This window comes from Actinomadura vinacea (assembly GCF_039532545.1).
In the GTDB taxonomy this organism is placed as follows: Bacteria; Actinomycetota; Actinomycetes; order Streptosporangiales; family Streptosporangiaceae; genus Spirillospora; species Spirillospora vinacea.
Window position 1 is genome coordinate 101,911 of sequence record NZ_BAAARW010000003.1, and the last position, 20,613, is coordinate 122,523.

Below are 20,613 nucleotides of genomic sequence, written 5' to 3' on the forward strand. Positions count from 1 at the left end.
TGCCGCCGCGCTCAGACCGCGGGCTGGGGCGCCTGCTGCAGCGGTCGTACCTCGGCCTCGGCGGGCGTGGCGGCGAGGCCCGGGAGGTTGGCGGTGGCGTCGCGCAGGCTGGCGACGGCGGCCTGCCCGAGGTCGCCCAGCGCGATGTCGTAGGCGATGTCACGGACGGCGTCGGCGCCGAGGGACGATCCGATCACCCCTGCGAGGGTCTCGGTGAGCACCCGCTCGTAGGTCGAGTACCGCACCACGTCGGCCACCGCCGGGTTCCACTCCAGCCGGTCGCCCTCGTCCAGGTACACCCGCAGCCCGCCGGTCACCGGATCCAGCTGGTCGAGGTCGACCTCTCCGCCGACGTGGCCGCGGGCCGCCGGGGTCCCGTCGTCGGTGAACAGCAGCACCGGAACGGTGAAGGCGATGCGACCGGCCTCCTTGCGCCGCCGGATCGCGGTGCCGCCCGACCGGGCCGGGACCTCGATGCCGTCGAGCCCGGACAGCATCCGGAACGTCGCCAGGCCGAGGAGGCTGTGCAGGGTGAGAGCGGTCGCCCGGGTCACCGTCTCCGTCTCGCCGGGCTTGCGGGTGAGGTAGCCGCCGAACGCGTAGGCGATGACGCGCTCCCGGACCGGGGAACGCAGGAAGACGCGCAACCGGAGACCCTGGATCGGCAGCTCGAACTCGCCGTCGGCATCGCCGACCTCGGACCGGACGTATCCGCCCTCGCCCTCGCCCTCGGCCAGCCTGCCGACCAGTTTCAGCTCGTTCATGCCCGTCGCGCGGGTCAGCGCCAGGACGTACAGCTCGCCGTCCATTTCGACGATCACGTCGTCGCCGATGACGGCCGACAACGTGCGCGCGGTCTCGTTGAGGTCGTGCAGGGTCTTGCGGGGCATCCGCGGCCGCAGCACGTTCCGGCTGTTGACCGTGCTGGTGCCGATACTGGACTCGACGTGTTCGACCTCCCGCTCGGCCTGCTTGGCGGTGTAGTGCCGCAGGCTGAACGCGACCACCTCGTTGTCCGTCCACACGGCGCACGTGGCCTTCAGCGCCTTCTTGGCACTGAGCGGGTAGGGGGTGCCCTGCCTGACGTACCTGGTCGCGTCCACGAACACCGGGGTGCCGTCGTCGAACGCCCGCCGGATGTAGAACTCTTCCTTTACCCGTTCCTTGACCTGCGTGGTGGTAGTCACGGTGCACCTCTCCTACGTCCGGCCGCGGCCGGACGGTCATATCGTCGCCCGGCCCTGGAGCGGCCAGGCGTGGCACCGGTCGCCCCAGGCCGGTGCTGCCTCACGTCCGTACCGTTTCGGGCCGGACCGGATTGGCAACCACAAGACGAACACATGCGGGTCACCCTCTAACTAGGACAGTCATGCTTGACAAGAGCGCGGCACGACACAAAGGAGACCGATGCACAAGCTGACCGATTACCTGCTCGCCATCCGTACCAACGGCTCGCCGCCGGCGCCCGCGGGAGTCAAGACGGTCATGCTGGTGCCGGCCGAGGGCGATGACGTGATCTCCTCGACCATCGGCGGCCTGCGGGCCAGCGGGCTGACCGCGGCCGACTTCCGCTCCCGGGCGATCTTCCTCGCGCCGGACGGACCCGGCGGCCTGGTGGCGTACGCGGCGCTGTGCGGATTCGCGGGGCGCCGCGTCGACGCCTACGCCGACGGCGCCGTCCTGGAGTTCTCCCGGCTGGACCGCGACGGCGCGGCCTTCCCCGACGCCGGCCTGCCGCCCGAGTTCCTCACATGGGCCCAGGTCGGCGGACCTGAGGCGGACGGGATCCCCACCGTGCACCTCGGCTCCGGCGGGCAGGAGCTGGTCACCCCGGAGGCCGCAACGGTGATCCGGTACGCGGCGCGGCTGCGCATGGTCCCGCCGGACTCGGCCAGGGACGCGCTCGCGATGTTCCTGCTCGTCGCGGCGCTGCGGCGGCGGGCCGACGACCGGTTCCCGTTCCTGTCCACGGGGACCGAGCCCGTCCCGCTCGTCAAGAACGCTCCGGACCAGGGGATCGACCTGGAAAAGCTGCGCCAGGAGGCGGTGCGCTTCCGGCGGGCGCTGCGCATCGCGCGCAGGGGCGCCGAGATCGTGCCACCGGTCCCCGTCTCGCCGCACAACACCCGGATCGCCGAGGCCAACACGGTGGACGTCGAGGCCGTGCTGCGGCGGCTCGGCTCCACCGCCGGCGAGGAGGGGATGTGGCACTGCCCGCGCCCGCGCGGTCACAGCAACGGTGACGAGAATCCGTCCGTGCGGACGTACCGCGATAATCGGGCCAGGTGCCACCGCTGCGACGCCGAGAAGGTCGGTCCGCTCCGGCTGGCCGTCGACGTGCTGGGCGTGACCCCGGACGAGGCCGCGAGCTTCATCCTGGACTCCGATCGCGTGGTGGACCTGCACCGTGGCTGAACAGGGGATCGGATGGCGCGATTGCCGGGGGGCAGGAACATGGTGCTGCTGACCGTGGACGGGGATGACACGGGCCTGGTCCATCGCAGCGTGCTGGAACGGGTGGCCGAGATCGCCGGCCGGCTGGGCTGCTGCGGCGCCGTCGCGCTGGGCCGCCCGCCGGTCTCGTTCGACGGCGCCGACGTGCAGCGGCTGCGGCGCGACCTGGACCAGATCATCGCCTTCGCGGACGCCGCCCGGCGCACCGGCTGGGTGTTAGGGGACATCGCCGTCGCCCCCGGCGAGCAGCCGGTGGCGGTGCTGGACACGCCGCTGGGCGTGCTCTGGGCGCATCGCGACCGCGGGTTCGAACTGCGCGGGACGGGCGGCGTGCGGCCGGTCACCGACCTGGCCGAGGCGCCCGGCTCCGCGCGGCGGACGCCCCTGACCAGCCTCATCGAGCCCCTGGTCGAGGCGGCGGGGCGCGCCCGGGTGCTGAAGGTGTGCGAGCCGGACGCCGCGGGCACGAGCTGAAACGGGCCGGCCCCGGTCGCCGGAACGAACGGCGAACGGGGCCGCACTGTCGGCGCCCGGCGCTCAGGTCAGCGGGGTGAGCTTGCCGAGGGCCGCGGACTGCCCGGAGACGGCGAAACGCAGCGCCGTCGGGACCGCCGTCTCCGGATTGGCGATGAGTGCGCCCACCTGGCCCGCCGCCGCCATCCGCTCGGCCACCGCTCCCGGGCGGACGCCGATCACGTAGTCGGCCTCCATCGGGTGCGCGGCGGCGATGCACCCCGCGGGCAGCGTCGCGTAGGCCGCCAGGAAGACCCTGCTGCCGACCGGGATGAGCGCGGCGAGCGCGCGCACGACGATCCGCGCCGCCGGGCCCGTCACGGTCACCGCCTGCATGCCTTCCAGGGCCTGCTTGATCTGCGCGAGTTGCTCCTCGGTGGCGATCCCGCCGGTGACCAGCGCGGTCGCGTCCAGGCCCGTGCCGCGCCGGCGGCTCACCACCACCGAGGCGCCGACCCGTGAGATGACGGCGCCCGTCTTCTCCCGCGACGCCTTGATCGTCGCGATGGCGCGCTGGGCCGCGGCGAGGCTGGGGAATCCCGGGACCTGGTACACCCCGTTCGTCCCGCAGACGGTCACCTCGGTGCCCTGGATGTGCACTTCGTCGACGCGCTCGTCGCGCCACAGCTCACCCAGCAGGTGGGAGCCGCTGAGCACGTCGTAGACCCGGCCGGTCATCACCTGGTCCCCGTCGGTGTAGCGGCTGAGCAGTTCCATCCAGAGCTTGGACATCTGCGGCCGGAGCGAGTTGGCGATCTGTTCCGCGGCGAGCCATGCCGGATCCGCCGAGACCTGCGTCCGCGGCCCGGCCGAATCCGGAGCCTGAGCAGCCGCCTGTGGGGCCGCCGTTTGCGGGACCGGCGTCTGCGCGGGCGGCGTCTGCGCGGGCGGTGCCTGTGTAGGCGACGCCTGCGGGACCGCCGTCTGCATGGGCGGCGTTAGCGGGGCCGGCGTCTGTATGCCCGCCGTCTGCGGAGCCGCCGTCTGCGGAGGCGGTGTCGGTGTGGCCGCCGGTTGCGGGGCCGGAGTCTGCGCGGGCGGCTCCTGTGGGCCCGCGACCTGAACTGGAGGCTGTGCCGGGGCTGCCTGGGCTGCCTGTTGCCCGCTGGGTTCGGCCGTGCCGTTCTCGTCGGCCGAGTCCGAGCCCGAGAACATCGAGAACCAGTTTTTCGTTTGCTTGGCCGGCGCCTGCGAGGGGGGCGTCTGCGGGACCGCGGTCTGCGCGGGCGGCTTCCGCGAGGCCGGGGCCTGCGGCTGCGGAAAGGCCGGTGTTTCCGGCCACGCCTGCGGGGGCGCCTCTTGCTCGTCGGCTTCGGCCGTGTCGTCCTCGTCGGCCGAGTCCGAGTCCGAGGCCGAGAACATCGAGAACCAGTCGTTCCCCGTCTCCTGCTGCTCGCCCTCCGGCTCGGGTTCCGGGGGCGTGGACGTGTCCTGCGAGGCCCCCGCCTCCGGCCGGTCCCCGCCTTCAGGGGTGATACCGAGGGCCGACCAGAAATCCATCCCCTCGGCGGGGGCCTGATGTGGCGCCATGCTGTTCGTTTCCTTCCGTCGGGATTGATGAGGGTTCCGGTCCCGGGGCGTCCGTCACGAGGACCCCAGGAGCAGCCGCCGCCACCGGCTCTGGCTGCCGTTCGCGGATGGCGCGGCCGCGTCGAACACCGCGTCCGCGGTGACGATCCGCAGGATGTCGCGGAAGGTCGCCTCCAGATCCGAGTCGGCGTGCAGGTCGCCCAGCCGGCGGTTGTTCACCGCCTGCATCCGTGCCCGGTCGTCCGGGATCACCCCGACGAACCGCCACCCGGGCATCAGGTCCAGGACGTCCTCCGGGCCGCAGTCCACGTCGGCGCGGGCCCGGTTGAGGATCAGCGACAGCTTCTCCGGGTCCACGCCGCCGCCCCGGGAGTGCTGCGGCAGGGTGATCGCCCGCAGCCAGGAACGGGCGGCCTCCAGCGTCACCCGGTTCGGTTCGACGGGGACCAGGATCGCGTCGGCCTCGGGCAGGATCAGGTCGGTGAACGTGGTGTGGTAGAGCTCGGCGACCGGCGTGTCGATGAACACGTAGTCGAAGGCCCTCCGCAGTACCGGCAGGATCCGCCCGTACAGCCCAGAGTTGATCAAGGCGGGGTCGGCGTGGACGGCGTCCGGCGGCCCGAGCAGCGCGTACAGGTCGATCTCGGCGATATGCGCGAGATGGTTGCGCACCGTCTGCGACGAGAGCGATCCGCCGTCCCGGACCAGGTCCAGGATCGTGGGGGACTCCAGATTCAGGTAGCGGGCGACGTCGGCCTGCTGGAAGTTGGTGTCCACGAGCGCCACCGTCCCGGACCGGCCGACCGTCCGAAGGTGCCTGGCCGCGTGGACCGCCAGGCTCACGCTCGTGGTGGTCTTGCCCACCCCGCCCTTCGCCGACGTGACGGCGATGACGCGGCCGCGACGGGCCGCGGGGGCCGCCGCCGCGGCCGACGGGGCGGCGGGTGCCGGCTGGGGACCCGGCCATCCGTTCGAGGAGGCCCGGGAAGGGGATGGCGTCGGCGCGCTCGGCCCGGATGCCGGTGCGGGGTTCGGTGCGGGGTTCGGTGCGGGGTTCGGTGCCTGCGGCCCTGGCGCGGGCCGGGGTTGTGGAGCGTCCCGAAGGCTCGTCCCCTGCGGGGGCCCTGGCGGGGCCTGGTGTCCTCGTTCGCGCTGGGGCCATGGCGCCATCTGGGACCACGGCGTGGGCCCTTGCGGCCCCGGGTCGGGGTGCGGCTCTGGGGCCGCCTGGGACTGCGGCCCGGGCTCTGGGGCCGATTCGGAGGCGCCCAATGTCGCCAGCAGTTCCGACAGCCGCAGCTGTGCAGCGGTGACCCGTACCTTCGGGTCGAAGACGTCACCGCGCTCGGAGAAAAAGGCGTGCACCAGCACGGTGAACCCGCTCCCGGCCAGACCGTTGGCCAGGAAAGGCACCCCGGCACCCGGGAGGTCCTCGACGAACCCGGGGGCGAACATGAACGCGGCGGGGGGACTGACCTGTCCGCTCTTGGACAGGTCGCGAAGCTCCGTGGCGGAGGCGGCGTCGAACACCACGGGGAACCGGCCCGACTCCCGCAACTTCCGTGCGACGCCCGGGTCCCCCGCCACGACGAGGTTTGGCGCAGTTGCCATCACAGTTTCTTTCCTCAGGCTCTGGTTGTCGATCGGCCGCCGCCGGACGGTGGCCGGAGTCTTCAAGTCCGACTGTGCGGACAACTGCGGCTGCCGCCAGCGATGTATGCCGGACTGTCCCTGGGGAAAGTTCTCACAACCTGGGAGATGCCACGCATGGTCAACCTGAGAGCCACCTTCGAGCGGCTCACCGGGACCAGCCGCGCAGGTCGTTCCGAGGCCGACACCGCCACCATGTGGACGACTCCGTACGCATGGCGGACCGCCGACGGCGTCTACGTCGGCTACAACGGCGAGGTGTGGATGTACCGCACCGTACGGCTGTCGCCGATGAAGTGGGAGGACCCCGAGCAGCAGTTGTCGCTGGCCGCGCCGCTCGCGCGGCTTCTGGGCGACCTGGGCGGGACGTCGCGCCAGCCCATCGGCGGCCTGGCGACCCTGTCCAACAACCGGCGTATCCACCTGATCTCGATCTCCTGGGACGACCTCGTCACGCCGCCGCGCGAGAACACCGAGGCCCTGCGCGCCTACCAGGCGGGCGCCTTCGGGTTCCTGGCGCCCAAGCGGGTGCTGTTCGTCGGCGTGCAACTGCGGTCGTCGCTGCGGGACCAGGCGACGAAGGCCGGCCGGCGCCCCGACAGCCTGTCGTTCTTCAAGTCCCTGACCGACCTGGTCAAGGAGTCCGTCACCGAGGACCTTCCGGACCTGGCTCCCTACCAGCGGGACATCGAGACCGTCACGCCGCTCTTCGAGCGCAGCGACGCGCAGCTGCCGACCCGCCAGGAGCTGGACCAGCTGGAGTCCTGGTACAACCTCGGGCGCGGACCGGACGCGGTGATCGAGGAGCTGCCCACCCGGCTGGCCGTGAGCGGCGTCGGCGAGCTGGAGATGTCCGCCGTCATGCGCTTCGAGCAGCCGATCATGCCATCCCCGTACGCCCAGTGGGCGCTGGAGGCGATCAGCCACCCCGGCGACGCCCCGCACGTCGTCTCGATCCGCGCCGAGCTGGAACCGCCGAACCTGACGCGGGCGCGGGCCCGCCGCGCGCAGCGGCGGATCATGTCGAACATGGAGGAGGAGCGCAAGACCCAGGACCTGGAGAAGGTGGAGCTGTCGGAGACCTACCAGCAGGCCAAGGAGGTCGAGGACTACCTGGCGGGCTCCAAGCAGCCCATGCTGGCCAACTGCAGCTTCGTCATGGCGCGCGAGATCACCGACGCCACCGAGACCTACCTGGAATTCCTCTCCCAGACCTACGGCATCCAGATGAAGCCCCTGGAGCACCGGCAGATCCAGGCGCTGGAGGAGACCTTGCCGTGCTCCTCGGTGCGGGTCAACCCGTTCCTGCAGGACGTGAACGTGCCGATGGTCTCGCACGCCGGACTGCAGTCCTTCTCCCATCTGGGCGACGACGGCGGGGTCTTCGGCGGGCTCATCGACCCCGACGGCACCCCGTTCTTCGTCGATCCGCTCGGCGCCCCGCTCAAGAACCTGCCGCCGGTCTTCGGAATCTTCGGCGATCCCGGTAGCGGAAAGACGTTCTTCGCCCAGTCCGTCGCCGTCCAGTCCGCCCTCAACGACCTGCCGGTGATCTTCGTCAACCCCAAGGGCGGTGACTCGCTGTACGGGATGGTGGACTACGCCGGGAACATGGGAGTGTCCAGCGGGCGGGTGTCCATGTCGGCGCTGGAGGAGTCCCCGGGCGCCTTCGACCCGTTCCGGTACGCGCCGCCGGCCATCGCGGCGGAGATCGCCAACGTGCACATCCTGTCCGCGCTGGACGACCTCCGGGACGGCCTGACGCTGCCGGAGCGGCTGGCCCTCGGCTCCGGGCTGAAACGCGGCGCCCTCAACGGCGCGCGCTGCGTATGGGAGGCCCTGCAGTACGTCCCCGGTGACGAGGCGGAGCGGTTGCGCGGCCTGATCGAGCAGCAGATGGAGGCATCCAGCATGTTCTCCCTCGGCATCGCGCTCAAGCCGCTGCCCCGCCTCGACGTCGAGCAGCGGCTGACGCTGGTCGACTTCGACCGCGACCTGGGGCTGCCCGAGGGCAAGACCCCGAGCGAGTACTCGGCCTCGGAACGGATCGCGCTGGCGGCCGTCCGCCTGGTCATCCGGGCGTCCCTGGAGATCCTCATCGCCAACCGGTCCGGTGTGCTGATCGTGGACGAGGCGTGGACCTTCCTGTCGCAGGCCGAGGGCCTGGCCTCGTTGCAGCGAATCTCCCGGGAGGGCCGGTCGCTGAACATCCTGCCGGTGTTCCTCACCCAGCGGATCGCGGACGTGGTGACCAAGGACCTGGAGTCGTACCTCAGCCGGGTGCTGGTGCTCAAGCTGAACGAGGCCAGGGAGGCGGAGACGGCGCTGAAGCTGTGCGGCCTGGCGCCGACCCCCCAGCGGCTGGCCGAGATCCGCGATTTCGGCCCGCTGCCGCCGGAGGGCGACAAGCCGGCCCGCTGGGCGCGCGGCATCTTCCGTGATCTGGCCGGCCGGCACGCACAGGTCGTGCTGGGGCCCACGCCGCCCGACGCCGCCGCGGCCTACAGCACGAACCCCGAGGACCGCCGGCAGCGAGAGGAGCGGCGGCTGGCCCGGGAACGGGCCGAACGGACCGAGCACGACGCGGCGGTGATCGCCGCGGCCTCGGACCAGGAGGGAACCGATTCATGGCTCGTCGATTGAAGCGGGCGAAGCGGCGTCCGGCCCCGCCGCCGGGCGCCGCGCGGCGGCGCACACGTGCGGGGGCCGGTTCCACCCGTCCACGGCCCTCGGGACCGCGGCCCTCGAAACCGGATTCGCCGAGACCACGGCGCGGGCTTCAGCTGCTGGTGTGGGCGCTCGCGCTGACGGCCTTCTGCGGGGTGGCCGTGCTCTCCGGGCAGTTCTCCCGATCCGGATCCGAGACGACGGCGGCGGGGACGACGGCTCCGGGTTCGGCGGTCACGGGCTCCCCGGCCGCCACGGGCGCGGGGGGCCGGGTGCTCGCTGCCCCGCCCCCGCCCGACGGCGGCTCGGCCGGCGGCGACTGGGAAGAGTACGAGGTCAAGAAGAGCGGCTGCGCCGAGTACAACGAGAAGCGCGACTTCCTGCCGCTGAACCGGTGGACCTCCCTCAGCCTGCACACCGTGGACAACTCCTGGATCATCAAGACCCGGCTGTTCATCTCGATGATCGCCAGCTTGATGTTCATGGCGGCGGCGCTGGCCTGGCGGATCATCGGCACCCTCATGGGGTTCGGCTACTCGTTCGACATGATCTGCCGGGCGGCCGATCCGATCAACTCCGTCGTGCGGACCTTCTCCCTGTACGCGTCCTGGTTCCTGATCCCCGCATGGCTGTTCGTCCTGATGGCGGCGTGGAAGCGGTGGAACGGGAACCAGCGGCGCGGGGCCGCGTCCGCGGTGCGCATGATCATGGGGTTCCTGATGGCGACGGGCGTGGTCTTCTTCATGGGCGACCAGGCCGACCGGCACCAGAACGACCCGACGGCGGCGTACACGGCGCCGTGGATGGCCGCGACGGTGCAGGGCTGGTTCGGCACCGCGTCGGAATCGCTGTTGAGCCTGCAGCGGATCGGAAGGTTCAACAACAACACGGAAACGAACCCCGTGTTCTATGACAACGATCCGGAGAACGGCGGGGGGAAAGTCACCTGCGCGGCTCTCGACTCGGCGCTTTACGAGCGGTACATGTCAGATAACGAGGGCACCTCGCTGGGGAAAACAGGCAGCCAGGCGATGGTGCAGGTGAGCAAGATCTGGGAACTCTCGCTCATCCGTTCCTGGCAGACCGCGCAGTTCGGCGAGGGTACACCGCAGTATCCCTCGCCGGCCCACGCGTCCTGCCGTGCGCTCGAAGCCGGCTCCGAAGTGACCACGGCGAAGAAGCTGGCGGCCTACGACCTGTCGACCGGAAACGCCATAGGCACCACCACGACCGACATGGCGCGCGGGTACTTCCTCGACCCTCCCGGGAACGAGCAGGTCATCATGGTCGCCTGGGGTGCCTGCAAGGGGGACGACAACGGGCTCGGAAGCGAACACACGACCAAGCAGTGGGACAAGGCCAAGGGGGTGGACGACAAAGCAGATGCATGCGGGGCCCTCTACAGCAGCGATAGCACGGGCGATACCGGCAACATCTGGAATGTGCTGCTTCTGAACGGCGCGATCGACACCTTCTATTTCAATGGCGGTGACGAGCTCAACGATAAACTGGGCGGCTGCTACACCTCCGAAGAAGCCTGCCGTTTCAGCTGGGATTTCGTCAGCGCCTGGCTGGGCGCCAATCAGGTCGACCGGCTCACACAGGGCCTGATGTCGTTGATCATCGCCTTCGTCTTCCTGTTCGTCCTCGGTCCGATGGCGATCGGCATGACGGTCTCCGGTGTCGGGCTGGCCGGGCTTGTGATGATTCTGCCGTTCACAATGCTTTTGCTGGGCATGGGCTTGCAGCAAGGGAAGAGGCTGCTCAGACTCACCGGTGCCGCGGCGGCCGGTGACTTCATCTTCACCATGGGCCTGACATTCCTGACGATGTTCACCGACACCACGTATCAGGCCATCCACGCGACCATCGGCTCGACCACTCCGAACTTCTTCGAGCAGGTCGCGCAGGGTTCGGCTCCGCTGGTGGCGCTGTACCTGTTCCGGAGGATCAGCAGGATCCTCGGCATCGGGGACGTCTCCACCACGACCGGGGCGGTGGGTTTCGCGACCGCCGCGGTGCTGAGGAGCAGCGGCGACCGGAGGCTGTCGCGCAACTCGGGCCGGTTCATGTCCGACCGACTCGGTCGGCTCGGGATGGGCAGGATGCGGCTGGGCGCCCTGGACGAGAGGTCGCTGCAACGGCGTCTGCTCGTCAACAACGCGACGAGGGGGCTGGCCAGAGCCACGGGACGAGGAGCGAGGCGGGCCGCCCGGCCGCTCACCGACTGGGCGCAGGACAAGTACGACGCCGGCCGCAGGGGCGTGCACCGGGGTGTCATGGCCCTGCAGCACAAGGCCGCGTCGGGGTCGCCCGAACAGCGCGCTTTGGCGTACACCGGGCTGACCGCGGGCATGGCCGGGCTGACGATGCTGGCGCCGCCCGCCGTGCTGGCGACACTGCCGCTGATGGCCTTCACGGGCGCGCGCGGCGGCAAGGCCGCGAGCCAGTGGCTCAACGGCCAGCTCAACGGATCCGGCGAGGGCCTCACGGCGGAGGGCAGGGCGGCGGGCGTGGCGGCGGGCCTGCCACGGGATTCGGCGGCGGGGATGCCGTCGGCCAAGAGCTGGCGGGCGGGCCAGCGACAGGCCGATGACTGGCATCGCAACATCATCCGGGTCAGTGATGACGAGGAACGTGAGAGGCTGATCAAGGAGCACACTCTGGACGGGCTGAACATGCTGCGAGCCCGGCAATGGGGCGAAGGGCACGAGAACGGGATCAACCCGTACTTCAACGGATTCGTCAACGACGAAGAGAAGGAGCGGGCGCGCGCCGAAATGGCGAGCAAGATGGGGCTGAAGGCCGACCAGATCATGATCGGCAACCATGGCCTGGCCATCCCCGTTCCACCGGAATTCGACCGGCAGACCGGACGGGTGGTGTTCCCGGAAGGAATGAGCGTCGAGGATTTCGAGAAGAACCCGTACAACTTCTTCGACCCGTACACCCTGAAGCGCCAGATGGTCGACGGTGCCCCGGAGAACGACGACCAGTACATCGCCCGGCTCGCCGCGCAGGCGAGGGAGCGCGGCTACGTCAACGACAATGGCGAGTACCTCAGCGTGCTGGCCGCCCATGGCATCGACACGAGCCGTCCCGAGGTGCGGGAGCAGGTGGCGGCCGTCATCAGCGGGGGCTACGACGAGGAGATCTCCAGCATCAAGATCACCGCCCGCCGATCAGAGGACGTCGCGGTGCGGGCGGCCCGGGAGGAATGGGCCGAGATCGACCTGCCGAGCGCCGATATCCGCCGGCACCGCGACGTGCAGGCGGTGCGCACCGTGGGGGACTTCGCGCAGCGGGAGATCGGTGACATCCGGATGAACCCGGTGGAGATGCCCGACGGCAGTTCCACGACGACCGGAGAGGTCCAACGCCGGCTCGAGCAGGATCTCACCAGAATGCTCAGCGTCGTCGCGGAGACGCAAAGTCTGCACAGTGCGAACGCCGCGGGGTTCGCCGGCGACTTCCCGGCGGAGTTCGAACGGCTGACCGGTCTGCAGCAGCAGGTCGCCGCGAACATCGACCAGCTGAGCGCGCAACTGCGCGACGCGGTCGACGCGTCCGCGTCGGCGCGCGGCGTCTGCGAACTGCGGGTGCAGCTGGCCGATCCGAACACCGTCGTGGACGCCGACGGGCTGCAGCGGGCCGCCGAGCAGATCTCTAGGCAGACGCAGCAGGCGCAGCAGGACTGGCACGAGACGGTCGAAAGGCTGGCCGGCTCCATCACGCGGACGCCGTACACCACGGGCGACACCGATGCCCTCATCGACGCCCTCGACGAGTTCAGGGACACGTTCAGGCAGCGGGTCGCCAGCGAGGAGCGGGACAACCAGGACGTGGTCGACAGGTTGGAGGACATGCAGCGGTCCCTCCAGGAGAGCCGGCGGATGACCCAGGTCGACCCCCGGATGACCGCGAGCCGCCCGCTCGACATGGGCAAAGAATTGAGGAGGTCGCGCGAGCGTGAGGCCAGCAGGAACTAGGACCTGTCTCGAAGCGGCCTCAGGTACCGCGCGGAATCAGGTGAGCCGGACCCGCTGATCCGGACACGGAACCGGCCTCCACCCCGGTGCGGGGCGGAGGCCGGTTGTTGTGGACGGGCGTCGCCGTGACGCCCGTTCTGCTCAGCAGACGATGTCCGGGTCCGCGGGGCAGGCCTTGAGCCGGTGGGTGTCGGCGTACCGATCGACCGCCTTCTCGAAGTCGGTCGCGGAACCGACCTTCCACCCCTTCGACTCGGAGCCGGAGGTGTCGTCCAGAACGGGACCGCCTCCGGTGAGGGTGCCGGTGACGGGACGCTCGTCCAGGAGGAAGTCGTCGAACTTGAACCGATTGTCGGCGACCGTGCCCGTGAACTCCTTCGGCTGCTCGCGCATTTGGCGGGGCTTTTCGCCGGGCGTCCCGGATTCGTTGTTGAAGGTGACCCGGGTGTACTCGCCCTTGATCGTCCCCGGGGAGCGGACGGTGAGACTCACCAGGAAGTGCTCCTCATTGTCCGGATCCTGGGGCAGGATGGCGAAGGTGTACTTCCCGATGGTCTGGTTCTCCACGGGAGTACGTTCCGTTGAGTCGTCCTGACCGCCCGTCAGGGCTCCGGTGAGCAGGGCCGCGACCACGGCCACGACCAGTCCCACCAGGGCGAGACCGAGGATGGGCAGGATTCGCCGCCGGTTGGCCGGCATCTCGCGCTTGTTCACGGTTGCTTCCTTCCGTATGGAGGCGCGAGGAACCGGTAGTTGAGCCCGGCTTCCCGTTGCGCCTCATGAGACGTCTACGGAGCCGGGTTCGGCCCTGTTTGTGTGTGCTTATTGATTTTCGCGTATAACGCGCCGCGCTCGCAAGTGGATCCGCGGCCGGACGCGCGCCTTACCGTTTCCCGTCAGGTCCGGTCCGGCGAGATATCGCCAAGCCGTTTTTCCGTCGGTTCACAGCTAGCTGCGATCGAACTTGCCGACCCAGGTGGGGTTGATGTAGTCGTAGCGATCGACCCGGGAGGGTTCTGAGCGCTTATTGGTGTGCACCTTGTAGCCGTTGGCCAGCTTCATCGCCACATGCCCGTCGTTCGGCTGCACCAGGTCTCCTGGCTGGGCCTGGCTGATCGGGATCTTCCGCATCCAGGGAACCTGTCGCAGCATGTGGGTATTCGGGGAGGCTCCCCGATACAGGTTCGGGACCGCGCTGCGGTAGGCGCGGGATACGAAGCTGGAGCAGTCGGCCATGTTGTCCCAGTCGCGTTGTGGAACGCACATGCAGTACGGAAGTCCGAGATGTGTCAGCGCCCATTTGATGGCCTTCGCCGCCTCCGGGCTGCGGGCTTTCGCCACCGAGTTGACGCACAGTTCGTGGATACCGATCTCGGCAGCGCCGTTCCGGAGGGTGTTGTTCGGGGCCTCTTTGGGGCAGCCGTCCGGCCCGACCTCCACCTGCACGACACCCGTGGTGCCCTCCCCGCCCGAACCGCTCTCGAGCGAACCGATCAGCTTGCCGGCGCTGTTGAACGGGGCGATGACGCCGCCGAAGAACCAGGCGTACTCGATGGCGCGCTGCCCCAGTGAGAGGGTCACCCCCTCGGCGCTGCCGAGCCCGTCCCAGGCGTCGGCGGCGTCGGGGGCGACCGGGGCGCCGATCTCCGCCAGCGGGCGCAGCGCCAGCCTCGGGATGACCAGGGTGTCCTGGCCGACGACCGGGGGCGTCGGCTCGTTGGCGGTCTCCCTGCCCTGGTAGTAGTTGACCAGGCCGTTGAGATTGTCGCTGTTCGCGCGGTCGCTCGAGGCCAGGTCGGTGGCGATCTGCGCGAGCGTGTTGTTGAACCCGGGCGCCCAGGATCCGATGGAGCAGGCGCGGTCCCAGGCCGGGTCGGTCAGGCCGTTCGCCCTCGCCAGAGCCGACAGCTTCGGCTCCCACTCGCTGTAGACCTTCTCCCTGCTCGGGGGGTCCTTCAGGGCAGCGAAGTCCGTGGCCTGCGGGGCGATCGCCGTCAGGAAGCGGGTCATCACCCGGGTGCACTCTTCGGACGCGGTGAACTGGGTTCCCGGTCCGACCGTCGAGAACAGCCGCAGGTCGGTGCCCATGGCGATGCCGAGCTTCTGCCAGCCGCCGATCATCGGCTGGAAGACGCCGAGGTCGTCGGGGCGCTCCTCCGGCTTGGTCTGCTCGACGGAGAGCACCAGCCTGGCGGCGCCCGCGATGTTCTCGTCCACATCGCACCGATCCGTGACCCCGGCCGCGTCCGCCTCCTTCTTGGTCATCGGGAAGACGCCCTGGCGTTCGTCCCTTTTGAAGTTGTTGCAGTCTTCGTCTTCGGTCTTCCACTTGCCGGCTCCGTAGCTGACCGACATCGCCTCGTTGACGAGGGTCTCGACGGCGGCGGCCCGGTCGGTCTCGACGGAGTACTCGAACGTGTTCCCCTGGTACTTGCCGCCGGTGACCAGATAGAGATCCTGCAGCCGGGTGGCTTCGCATTTCCAGATTGAGATGATCTTGTAGCTGATCGACCAGGGCTTGTCGGGGGCGGCGGGCGGGGGGAGGGCGCACGGCGCGTCGGGATCGGCCGAGCGGTCCACGAAGATCCCGGAGGACTCGATGATCTTGCCCCAGTACTTCCGGGCCTCCTCCTCGTCCTTTTTCGACCCGTTGGGCTTCCACTTGGGGCTCTTCGGATCGGCGTGGACCCGCTTGGCCGTCTTGATGAGCTCGCGGGCGACGAAGAGCGAGGACTCGCACGGGCTCTGGGGATCGAGGCCGTCCAGACGCATCTGGCCGGCCGCCGCGGGAGTGAGCAGGTACGGCCCGGTCCCCTGCTTGTCCCGGCCGCCGATGCCGGGGTCGGGTTCGTCGACCGCGCAACCGCCGGTGAAGAAGACCGGGGGCCCCGCGGCGGCGTTCACGGCGGCGTCGGGTGGATCGGCCTCCACCTGGGACGCGGCGGGCATCGCCCCGATCCCGTCATCCCCGATACGGAACGAGGCGGGCTGCACCCCGCCTCCGCCTCCTCCGCCCCCTCCGGCCTGGCGCTGCCCGGCGTACTTCCGCATCTTCGATATCACGCTGTCGACGAAGTCCCAGATGGTCGGGTTGAAGCCACACAGGCCCGGGCACTTGCTCCAGGTCGTCTCCTCGTAAATCCCGGAGCCGGAGAAGTGGGCGGCCGCGACCTGCTGCCAAGTCCCGTAGTTCCTGAATTTCGTCAGGAAGCTGTTGCGCGCCCATCTGTCCTGCACGCTCGGCGGGGCCTTGCATGCGGTCTGGTAGCCCCCGAATTTGTTCCAGGTGGAGGAGATGACCTGGTAGGCGCCGCAGGCGTCGCTCCCGCTCGCCCCGGTCTGGCGGTCGTAGTCGCCGCCCGACTCGTGCTCGCGTATCGCGGCCATGAACCAGCCGAGCTGCTCGCTGAGGGTGCCGGCCGGCGGCGCGGGATGGTCGCCGGAGCCTACGGTGCCGGTCGAGCCCGGGCCTTTGACGCCTTGGATCGGCCCCGGCCCGCCGCCGCTGGTGCTGCCGACCTCCACGGCGCCACCACCGCCGCCGCCCCCTGAAGGGATCTCCGCCGCCTTGCGGTCCTTGTCGCGGTCGATGTTGTCGTACGGGCTGTAGCGGGCGAAGTCGGTCTGCGTCTTGGCGATGCCGGCCAGGACGGTCCAGGGCACCTTGGCGAAGTCCTCCGCCCCGCCCTCGGCGGCCCGGTTCGCGGCGTCCGCTAGGAGCTCCTGCCACCCCTCGGGGAAGTACTTGGCGACCTTGCGGTCCGAGCCGTCCTCGGGCTGGGACTGCTCGTCGCCGTCCGCGGCGCCGATGCCCATGATCAACGAGAAGAGCAGGATGATGGACAGGGGCAGGGCGATCAGCGGCAGGGCGACGGCCATCGACACCCGGAACTTCCCGCTGCTCGACCCCGAGCCCGTCCCCGAGCCGCTGGCCTTCTCGTTCCGTGTGGTGTCCTTCTTGCTCTTTGCGGCGCTTTTCCCGATCCGGGCCATCCCGCCCCCGGAGCGGAAACCGCGCATGACCGGCTCCGGTATCCACTTCCCGAAGCGAGACTGCTGGAACTTGTCCAGACCTTTCCGACCCGGAGCGGAATTCTTGGCCACGTCGGAGGCGCCGCGCGTGTAGACGCTGGCGGCCCCCGCGAGAAACTGGCCCACCCCCTGTCCAACGGCATCGAGGGCCTTCTCGCCCAGGGTGTCGCCCTGCACCGGCGCCCCGAGGTACTGCTCCGCGGCGTTGGTCAGGGCCTCGTCGGCGGCCCGGGTCGCCTCGTCGAGGGCCTGATCCGCCAGCTGCCCTATCAGGCCCTTCTCCGGGTCGCCGCCCGCGCCCTGAGCCGGCCTCAGCGCCTTCGCGGCCGCGTCCAGCGCCTGCTGCTCGGCGAGCGGGTTGGCGGCGGCGGGAAGGTTGACGGCCCCGCCAAGCAGGGCGGCCGCGCCGTACGGGGCCTTGCCCGTTCCGTCCACGCCCAGGTCGGGTTGCTCGGCGAAGAGGTCCTTGACGTTCGGGGGCTGCTGGGCCGCCGCGAGCGCGCGGGGATCAACCTCCGACGCGGGGACTACCTCGGGCGGATACCGCAGGGCGTCGTCGGGCGACTCCTGGTCGTCCAGGGGTTCCTGATCGTCCAGCGGTTCCGGCTGGCCTGCCGGGTCGGACGGCCGCCGAAGGCTCCTGTCCGGCTCGTCCACGCGGCACCTCGCTCAACTCTGCGGCTTCCCCGGATCGGGGGCGACGCCAATGACCGTCCGCCGCTTCGCCGGGAGGGCAAGGGGATGCTGGAGTGGGACACCGCGCTAGCGCGCCCGGATCGCGTAGCCGGACTGGTTCCGCTCCACCAGGATCCGCACGACGTAGGGGGCGGCCTGTCCGCCGTGCGTGATCGTCGCGCTGAACCGGTACTGGCTGTTGCCGGTCACCGAAGGGTCCGCGACGGTGATCTCTCCCACCACCGATCCCTGCGGTGTCGGTGACCTGGCCGGGGAGGGCCGCGCCGAGCCGACGAAGGGGATCGCGTTCCAGTTCCCGGTCGCCGTGGCCTTGGCGGCGGCCATGGCCACGTTCCGGGCACCGGCCGGGACGACGGTCGTCCCGCCGCTGGTCACCGGCACCTGCATCGCGGCGGAGGCGGTGAAGTCCTTGGCGGAGACCCCCGCGGGAGGCGTCCGGGAGGGAGCCGCGGACGCCGAGGGCGTCGCGCCCGGCGAGCCCGGAGCGGCGCCGGAACCGCGGGGGTCCAGTGTCTGGACCGTGTACCGCGGCGGCTCGGCCCCGGCGGTGCCGCCGCCGGACGATTTGCCGCGCCCCAGCGCCGCACCGGCCACCAGCATCAGGACGACGCCGCCGACGGCGAACCAGATCGCGACATCCCACCATTCGGGGAGTTCGGTGCGGTCCCACGGGCGTTGCCGCCGCCGGAAGCCCTCGCGGACGTAGTCGGTCACCTTCGGCATATCGGTGACCGTCGCCGCCGGAGGGGTCCGGGCAACCGGCGGGCGCCAACGAATCGCGAATCGGTGGCGCCCGGGACCCGACCGCGCACGGTCCTGGGCATGAGCCAGGACGATGCTGTCAAAGGCCCGGTGATGCTGGCGGCGACCAACATGCTGAAGCCGCCACCGACCGTGATCGGCAGCGTGAACAAGGACGTCACGCTGCCCCGCACGGTCAGGCTGAGCACGCTCATCGCGGTCCTCATCGGGGCGGCGATCGGCTTCCTGGTCGCCTTCTTCGTCGCCGGTCCGGGCCTGAAGGCGCTGATGTACGGTCCCACGCTCGGCGGCGGGCTCGGCTGGGGAGCCGTCAACATCTCACCGCTGCGGGGGGAGTCGCTGGCCAAGTGGCTGGGGTTGCAGTTCAACGAGACCCGCAACCGCAAACTCGTCGTCAACGGCCGGCCGGTCCGCCTGTACGTGGGCATCGCCCCGCTCCGCCGCACCGCCGCGGGAACCGTCCGGATGCTGCCGGGCGGCGTTCCGGTGGACGCCGTCCGCTGGGACTCGCGCGGTTATCCGCAGCAGGAGATGCCCGGCGCGGCCCGGCTGCCCTCCCGCCCGCGCGGCTCCCGCGGGCTGACCGCGTCCGCCCGGATGACAGGCGGCCGCGGCCGCGTCCGGGACAAGCGCGGGCGCGACTGAGCCACCCGGACTTGCGCATCCGCATGACGGCCGCACGGTCCTGCCTGCGACATCACAAACGGTGGAGAGGACGATGCCGGAACAGTCACCTACGCGGTTCACCATGGTGCCCGCCCGGCGTTCCAGCGAGCCGACCGCTCGCAGACGGGCCAGAAGAATCCTGGGGGCGCTCTTTCTCGCGGCGGGACTGAGCGCCGTGGCTCTGATCGTCTCCCTCACCAAGGGAAGCTCCAAGCCCGATCTGTCATCGCTCGACCCGAAGGGCCGCGACCTGGCCCACACGGCGGCGGTGAACTTCCTGGCAGGCGACCAGCAGAACCTGCCGCATGCCGAGTCCTTCGACCCGCGGGCGGCCGCCAATCAGACCGCCAACGGCCGCAGCACCCCGCTCGACTACCGGTCGCTGAACTGGGTGGGGTTCAGCCCGCAGCATTTCGGCTCGGAGAAGGCCGGCTTCACGGATTTCGAGGTGCACCATTTCCTCGTCGTCCTGGGAGCCCCCGGGGAACCGTCCGCGCAGGACTCGCAGACCCCGCGGGCTCCGTCCGGGGCGCGGAGCGCTCAGCCGTCCGCGTCGCCGAGCGGGCCGCCATCGGGCGGGCCGCCGTCGGCATCGGGCGGGCAGCCGTCCGCGCCGCCCCCCGGCTCGCCCCCCGGCTCGCCGCCCGCGGGCGAGACGGGCTCCCCGCAGCCCAGCCCCTCGACTTCCGCCAGTCCCACCGCGGGCGGGGATACGGGGGACGCGCCGGCCTCGAACGTGCTCCAGCTGGACGTCCCGGTGCTGCTCGACCCCAAGGGGCCGGTTCTGGCGGCGTCGCCCGCCTTGTCGGTCTGGAAGAACGGGGTCGGCAAGGCGGGGGGACGGGGCGATTACACCAATTACAGCGGCCTGACCACAGAGGTCAGCGACGCGGCCAAGAACCAGATCCTGCGGTGGGCGAGGGCCTACGCCACGGGTGACTCGGCGGGTCTGCTCGCCATCACCGGTGACCAGGACGGCTCCCACCGCTACGCGGGCCTGTCGGGATTCACCCTGGCCGATGCCCCCCAGGCCGTGCAGATCCTCTCGGCGATCAAGTCCGCCGACGGTCAAATCATCGTCCGGGCGCGGATCCTGCTTGCCAGAGCGGCGCCCGCCGGGACGGTCCCTGGCGGGAACGTCCCCGCCCGGCCGTTCACCACCTTCGCCGATTTCGACCTGCTGGTGGGAGAGACGGGAGCCCAGCCTCCGGTGCTCGCCTGGGGACCGGCGGGTTCCGCGGCGGAGCTGGAGCCCTACTACAACGCTCTTGCCAACTGACCAGGAACTCACAACAGGAGAAGATGATGACGTCAGTCCCTGGTTTCCAACTGCTCGCGGCGCCCGCCGGCGACACCGGTCGAAGCGGGGCCCAAGAGTTCCTCGAGTCGCCCGGGGGAGAGGCACTCGTGGCGATCTGCGGCGCGGTCGCGGTCGTCATCGTGGTGATCGCGGTCTTCCGAATGGTCAACGGCATCGGCCGGGGAAGGCCGGGGGAGGCGTTCCGGGCGCTCACCTTCGGCCTGCTGATCGGCGGGCTGCTGTTCAACCTCAACCTCACCATCGACGGGGTGGAAGCCATGTCCGGCCTTGTCGACAAGGTCTTCCAGAGCATCAGCAAGGTCAGCAAGACCGATTCCTGATGCAGGTGTCCCA

At 70.4% G+C, this 20,613-nt stretch carries 15 protein-coding genes; 7 read left to right on the plus strand and 8 right to left on the minus strand.

Annotation, left to right across the window (positions count from 1 at the left end):
• Positions 1 to 11: 11 nt before the first annotated feature.
• Positions 12 to 1,187, minus strand: coding sequence for a hypothetical protein (locus tag ABD340_RS04945; protein ID WP_344587249.1), 1,176 nt, complete (start codon positions 1,185 to 1,187; stop codon positions 12 to 14).
• Positions 1,188 to 1,407: 220 nt separating this feature from the next.
• On the opposite strand from ABD340_RS04945, the gene ABD340_RS04950 reads away from it, so the two are divergent.
• Together ABD340_RS04950 and ABD340_RS04955 are read left to right on the plus strand one after the other, a co-directional pair.
• On the plus strand, positions 1,408 to 2,415 hold the full coding sequence (locus ABD340_RS04950; protein WP_344587250.1) for a hypothetical protein: 1,008 nt from the start codon (positions 1,408 to 1,410) through the stop codon (positions 2,413 to 2,415).
• A 12-nt stretch (positions 2,416 to 2,427) separates the two neighbouring features.
• On the plus strand, positions 2,428 to 2,928 hold the full coding sequence (locus ABD340_RS04955) for a hypothetical protein (RefSeq protein ID WP_344587251.1): 501 nt from the start codon (positions 2,428 to 2,430) through the stop codon (positions 2,926 to 2,928).
• 63 nt (positions 2,929 to 2,991) lie between these two features.
• Here ABD340_RS04955 and ABD340_RS04960 read toward each other — a convergent pair whose 3' ends face one another.
• Both ABD340_RS04960 and ABD340_RS04965 read right to left on the minus strand, forming a co-directional pair.
• The gene (locus tag ABD340_RS04960) at positions 2,992 to 4,497 is read right to left on the minus strand and encodes a hypothetical protein (protein WP_344587252.1); all 1,506 of its coding nucleotides are present in this window, start codon (positions 4,495 to 4,497) and stop codon (positions 2,992 to 2,994) included.
• Between the two features lie 54 nt (positions 4,498 to 4,551).
• The gene (locus ABD340_RS04965; RefSeq protein WP_344587253.1) at positions 4,552 to 6,108 is read right to left on the minus strand and encodes an AAA family ATPase; all 1,557 of its coding nucleotides are present in this window, start codon (positions 6,106 to 6,108) and stop codon (positions 4,552 to 4,554) included.
• Positions 6,109 to 6,264: 156 nt separating this feature from the next.
• Between ABD340_RS04965 and ABD340_RS04970 the strand changes: the two genes are divergently transcribed.
• On the plus strand, positions 6,265 to 8,790 hold the full coding sequence (locus ABD340_RS04970; RefSeq protein WP_344587254.1) for an ATP-binding protein: 2,526 nt from the start codon (positions 6,265 to 6,267) through the stop codon (positions 8,788 to 8,790).
• A gap of 136 nt (positions 8,791 to 8,926) precedes the next feature.
• Here the strand turns inward: ABD340_RS04970 and ABD340_RS04975 are convergent, their stop codons facing one another.
• Both ABD340_RS04975 and ABD340_RS04980 read right to left on the minus strand, forming a co-directional pair.
• Entirely contained in the window at positions 8,927 to 9,337 is a 411-nt protein-coding gene (locus tag ABD340_RS04975; protein ID WP_344587255.1) for a hypothetical protein, read from the minus strand.
• Between the two features lie 9 nt (positions 9,338 to 9,346).
• Positions 9,347 to 9,523 carry a hypothetical protein gene (locus ABD340_RS04980; protein ID WP_344587256.1) on the minus strand — a complete coding sequence of 59 codons (177 nt, stop codon included), beginning with the start codon at positions 9,521 to 9,523 and terminating at the stop codon, positions 9,347 to 9,349.
• Here ABD340_RS04980 and ABD340_RS04985 point away from each other — a divergent pair.
• Positions 9,522 to 12,803 (plus strand): hypothetical protein, encoded by a 3,282-nt coding sequence (locus tag ABD340_RS04985; RefSeq protein ID WP_344587257.1) that lies wholly within the window; start codon positions 9,522 to 9,524, stop codon positions 12,801 to 12,803. The two genes, ABD340_RS04980 and ABD340_RS04985, sit on opposite strands and share 2 nt — an antisense overlap.
• Positions 12,804 to 12,944: 141 nt before the next feature.
• Here ABD340_RS04985 and ABD340_RS04990 read toward each other — a convergent pair whose 3' ends face one another.
• From ABD340_RS04990 to ABD340_RS05000, 3 genes are all read right to left on the minus strand, one after another.
• The gene (locus tag ABD340_RS04990) at positions 12,945 to 13,517 is read right to left on the minus strand and encodes a hypothetical protein (protein WP_344587258.1); all 573 of its coding nucleotides are present in this window, start codon (positions 13,515 to 13,517) and stop codon (positions 12,945 to 12,947) included.
• Between the two features lie 234 nt (positions 13,518 to 13,751).
• The gene (locus ABD340_RS04995; protein WP_344587259.1) at positions 13,752 to 17,492 is read right to left on the minus strand and encodes a hypothetical protein; all 3,741 of its coding nucleotides are present in this window, start codon (positions 17,490 to 17,492) and stop codon (positions 13,752 to 13,754) included.
• 105 nt (positions 17,493 to 17,597) lie between these two features.
• Complete coding sequence (locus ABD340_RS05000; protein WP_344587260.1) at positions 17,598 to 18,254, minus strand: hypothetical protein; 657 nt, start codon at positions 18,252 to 18,254, stop codon at positions 17,598 to 17,600.
• A gap of 99 nt (positions 18,255 to 18,353) precedes the next feature.
• Between ABD340_RS05000 and ABD340_RS05005 the strand changes: the two genes are divergently transcribed.
• The 3 genes from ABD340_RS05005 to ABD340_RS05015 all read left to right on the plus strand — a co-directional run bounded on the left by ABD340_RS05005 (position 18,354) and on the right by ABD340_RS05015 (position 20,600).
• A complete protein-coding gene (locus tag ABD340_RS05005; RefSeq protein ID WP_344587262.1) occupies positions 18,354 to 18,938 on the plus strand; it encodes a hypothetical protein in 585 nt (194 codons plus the stop codon).
• Positions 18,939 to 19,134: 196 nt separating this feature from the next.
• Positions 19,135 to 20,238, plus strand: a complete 1,104-nt coding sequence (locus ABD340_RS05010) for a hypothetical protein (RefSeq protein WP_344587263.1) — start codon at positions 19,135 to 19,137, stop codon at positions 20,236 to 20,238.
• Between the two features lie 26 nt (positions 20,239 to 20,264).
• Positions 20,265 to 20,600 (plus strand): hypothetical protein, encoded by a 336-nt coding sequence (locus tag ABD340_RS05015; RefSeq protein ID WP_344587264.1) that lies wholly within the window; start codon positions 20,265 to 20,267, stop codon positions 20,598 to 20,600.
• Positions 20,601 to 20,613 lie beyond the last annotated feature (13 nt).